Origin of the sequence: Methanobrevibacter sp., from assembly GCF_045577275.1 — an archaeon.
Taxonomy (GTDB): Archaea; Methanobacteriota; Methanobacteria; order Methanobacteriales; family Methanobacteriaceae; genus Methanobrevibacter.
The window spans coordinates 1-4,299 of the sequence record NZ_JAZNIB010000178.1 but is presented as its reverse complement, the minus strand read 5'-3'; the positions used below and the strand labels follow the sequence as shown (position 1 = coordinate 4,299).

General features: G+C 32.4%; 4 protein-coding genes and 1 pseudogene. 2 read left to right on the top strand and 3 right to left on the bottom strand.

The features are described 5' to 3' along the window. The first annotated feature begins 208 nt into the window (after nt 1-208). Both ACKI67_RS05380 and ACKI67_RS05375 read left to right on the top strand, forming a co-directional pair. The gene (locus ACKI67_RS05380; protein ID WP_407462400.1) at nt 209-1,069 is read left to right on the top strand and encodes a damage-control phosphatase ARMT1 family protein; all 861 of its coding nucleotides are present in this window, start codon (nt 209-211) and stop codon (nt 1,067-1,069) included. A 23-nt stretch (nt 1,070-1,092) separates the two neighbouring features. Then, nucleotides 1,093-1,899, top strand: a complete 807-nt coding sequence (locus ACKI67_RS05375; RefSeq protein ID WP_407462399.1) for a DUF1932 domain-containing protein — start codon at nt 1,093-1,095, stop codon at nt 1,897-1,899. A gap of 23 nt (nt 1,900-1,922) precedes the next feature. On the opposite strand, the gene ACKI67_RS05370 is transcribed toward ACKI67_RS05375, so the two are convergent. The 3 genes and pseudogenes from ACKI67_RS05370 to ACKI67_RS05360 all read right to left on the bottom strand — a co-directional run. Beyond that, nucleotides 1,923-3,221, bottom strand: coding sequence for an adenylyltransferase/cytidyltransferase family protein (locus ACKI67_RS05370; protein ID WP_407462398.1), 1,299 nt, complete (start codon nt 3,219-3,221; stop codon nt 1,923-1,925). Nucleotides 3,222-3,355: 134 nt separating this feature from the next. Then, a complete protein-coding gene (locus ACKI67_RS05365) occupies nt 3,356-3,847 on the bottom strand; it encodes a DUF308 domain-containing protein (RefSeq protein ID WP_407462397.1) in 492 nt (163 codons plus the stop codon). 166 nt (nt 3,848-4,013) lie between these two features. After that, a pseudogene (locus tag ACKI67_RS05360) lies at nt 4,014-4,299 on the bottom strand (TIGR01210 family radical SAM protein); the annotation flags it as partial.

The window sequence follows — 4,299 nt, the reverse complement described above, 5'->3', positions numbered from 1 at the left end:
CTATTTTTTCTTTTTTAAAAATTTTTTTACTTGTTTCCAATCCAATTTTTATAGTATAATACTTTTTTTCAATAATTCAACAATTCAATTTTCAACAATTCATATCTTATTAATTTCAATAATTTCAATAATTTTAATAATTTTAATTTATAAATATATAATCAAGTATAATAAGTTAATAATTTATCTTTTAATTTTAGGTGATACTATTAAAGTTTATTACAATTGTGGTGCATGCTTTTTAAGACAAGCTAAGGAAGCTATTGAACTTTCTACAGATGATGAAGAGTTAAAGTTTAAATTGATTCAAGATGTCTTGTCATATCTTGGAGAAAACTTCTCAAAGGAATTGTCTTCAAATGCCACTGGTACAAGGATTCATCAATATATCAAAAAAGAGACCGGATGCTATGATCCTTACCTTAATCAAAAGAAGGAAGGTAATGAGATAGCCCTATCCTTAATGCCAAAGGTAAGGGAAATTCTAAAGGAAGACAATAGTTTGGAAACTTATGTTAAGATAGCTATTGTAGGAAATATTCTTGATTTTGGCACATTTCATTTAGGCACTGATTTCGAGGCAATGATTTTTGAAGGATTGGAAAAGGAATTGAAGATAAACAAGATTGATGAATTTGAGGATGCCTTAAGGAAATATGATAGTGTTCTTTATCTGGTAGATAATACTGGGGAGATTGTATTCGACAAGCTTTTGATTGAAAAAATTAAGGAATATGATGTTGATGTTACCGTAGCGGTTAAGGAAAGACCTATTCTAAATGATGCATGTATGGAAGAGGCATTGGAAGTTGGTTTGGATGAGGTCGCTACCTTGATTACAACAGGTTCTGACTCTGTAGGAGTTGTGGAATCCATGATATCAGATGAATTTAAGGAAGTCCTTTTGAATTCCTCATTTGTAATTTCCAAAGGAATGGGAAATTTCGAAGGATTGACAGAAATGAATTTTAATGGGCAGGATGTCTTTGTATTGCTTTGTACAAAATGTCCAGCCATTTCTAAAGAGTTAGGAATCGATGAAGGATCTCATGTTTTAACTACATTATAATGATTTTCAAAAGGGGGAAAATTATGAAATTTGGATTTATCGGTTTTGGTGAAGTGTCTTACACATTATCAAAAATATTATTGTCTTATGGATTTGAAGTATTGACTTCAACTGAAGGAAGATCAAAAAAGACAAAAGAATTGGTTAAATCTCTTGATATACCTGTTTTAGACAGTTTTGAAGATGTTGCTCAGGAATCTGACATTCTAATATCTGCAAACAGTCCTCAAAGCGCATTGGCTGTTGCATTGAAGTATGGTTCATTGACTCAAGGCATATTTTTGGATTTCAACAACATATCTCCAAACACTGCAAAGCAAATAGAAAACTACCTTAGCGATGAGCATTTTATCGATTCCTCAATCATGGGAAGAGTAAGTTCAGAGGAATTGAATCTTTATTTCTCCGGTCGAAAAGCGGAAGAATTTGTATCCAACATGAGGAATTTTATTAGGGATACTGATGCTCCTAGTAACGTAAAGGTCAATATAAAGGTAGTCAGCGATGAGATTGGTGATGTTTCCAAATTAAAGATTCTTAGAAGTTCATATACAAAAGGTGTTTCAGCACTTTTGGTAGAAACCTTTGAAACAGCTGAAAAATTAGGCTTAAGTGAGGAGTTATGGGAAATACTTTCTTTAACTGAAAATAGGGATTTTGAAACTTCTGCCAAATCACGCATAGCCAGTTCCAAAAGAAAATCCAAGCGTAAATATGAAGAGTTGATAGAGGTCTTGGAATTTTTAGATGATGTTGATAAAAAAAGAAAGTCTAAAATCATGGCTTTAGCCACTAAGGAAAAATTTGAAAAGTTGAAAAATAGGAAGTGACTGTTTTTCAAATCCTATTTTTTTTAATGGTCATGGATAGTTATTTTAACTCTCCAATCATTTCTTTTGTTTTTAATCAATTCTCCACTCACTGGAATATATCTTGAATCAAGTATGTATCTTAAATATGTGACTTCTTTTGAAGGAAGCTTTAAGTTGGTTTTTATCTTGATTTTCTTTTCTTTGATCTCACAGGATATTTGATTATCCTTATCCACAAATATTTTAGCTTCAAGTCCCTCTTGAACTTTTTTCGCTTCAAATTTTGTAAGATTAAGTCCTGCTTCAAGTGTCATAAGTGGATTGATCTTTAAGTTCTGTTTCTTTCTGAATTTTTCATTTGCATCTTTTGCAGAAACTCCCTTATCCGCCTCTTCTGCCACATACCAAGCTCTTTCAATAATCTTATCGACATTTTGCTCCTCTGGAATGACTCCCTTTTCTTCGTAATGCCTCATAAGTTTCAGTACTTCGTCCTTTGTAACTTCCTCTTCAATGCATGAAGCTGCAAGACGAGTCATCACAGGGCCATAATCTGCTCTTCTGAAGCTTGCCCATATTGATTCGTCATCTTCCTTATAGAATCTTCCTTCGACAATCTTATTGATTACCTTTCCATTTAAGTATGCAATATTAGTTAAGCTTGATCTGGAGTAGGTGTTCATCTTATGCTTCAAAACCTTCATGTTCCTTTTTCCAGGAATTGTGCCCTTTTCGATTTCCCTTTCCAAAATCTCAATGCTTGTTTTAGGAAGCAATTCCCTTATCTCTTTAGTTATCATCAAATCGTTTTTAAGAATATCCTTTCTGATAAACCTTCCAGAAATCTTCTTAGGATTTGTCACTTCTGGAATAAGGTGAAAATCAATTTTTCTATCGAATCTTTTACACAGGAATTCGTTTATGGCATACCATCTGATCACATTACGATTAGGGAAATCTTGGGGCATTCCAAGGAAACTGCCTTCTTGAATAAACCTTTCAGCATATTTTTTAACCTCATCTAAGCTAATGTCTGCAGCAGTAATGTAGTCTGTAACTCCATCTTCATGCATTTTTGCAAGTCTGATTGGCACACTGTATGATAAAATAAGTCTATGATGCAGTCCTTCTATTCCAACGACCTTATCTGCACCTAATGCAAGAACCATTTCCTTTCTTGCTTCAAAAGGTGTGAAAAATGGAGCATGGTTTGCACTGTAACCCTTATTTAAATAGACAACTACTTCAATGCCTTTTTCATCAGCTATTTCACGAGCTCTTCTTATCAGTTCCTCATGTCCCTTATGGACAGGGTCAAAGTCTGCGCTTATTGCTATCATGGTTTATTCCCTAAAGTGAATGTATTTAAAAATAGTATTTTGATTTTAAAAGCTTTTTTTTTAAAAAATAGTAGGTGAATAAATAATAATTGTTATTATTTATTCGTTATCAGTATTTCTTTATTTTTTTCAAATTAATAACCATCGTTTAAAAAGTTTAATACTCCAGTTACAACTAACCAAATACCGATTAATGAACCGAGAATTAATGGGTTATTGATGTAGGTTCCAATAATGATATAGATTACACCTAAAAGTATTCCAAGTATTCCCATCCAGAATCCATATTTGTTGTCTCTGTTTCCAACGATGATGATTAAACCTATTATGATTAGGAATATTCCTGCCAAATAGATGGTTAGGGCAGTTAAAAATGCAAATATGCTTGGGTTAAATATCAAACCTAAACTTATTACTAACATTATTAATCCTAAAATGGTGTTTATTAATCCTCTTGTTGTGTTGTATTCAACTTCACTAACACCATTTGCCAATAAGAAGATTGCAAGTAATAAAACAGACAATCCAAGGATATCTGCTGCAGCAATTACTCCAAACATTGGGAATGCAATTGTGATAATCCCTAAGATAATTGCGATTATGCTTAATGTAGTTTGTTTATGCAAGTCTTTTCCTCCTTATTTCATTGAATTCATTCAGTATAATTATAATTTAATTTCAATATACTTGTCTAATATCTTTATAATTTTTATTATTTATAAATATATATTTTCAGCTTATTTTCAGCATATTTTCCAATAGGACCGCATTTAATGAGTTATAGTGTTTATTTTAATATAACGGCAAATGTCTTATTGGAGTTTTGGATTTGTTCAAATCAGAGAATTTCACTTCAGCAATCCATTCATTCTTGCAGTCACAGTCATGTTCAATCTGACTTTGATCAAAGTTTGAATCAATGATTTTGTGCTTCAACTCCTTATTGCATTTTTTGCAATTGTAAGGGCCTCTTCTTGAACCGAATCCGGAAGTGTCCATCAATGCAGGAATATCCACATTTTGCCTGATGGTGTTTATCACTTCAACTGCAGACCAAATCCACGGAGGTTGGTAGGAT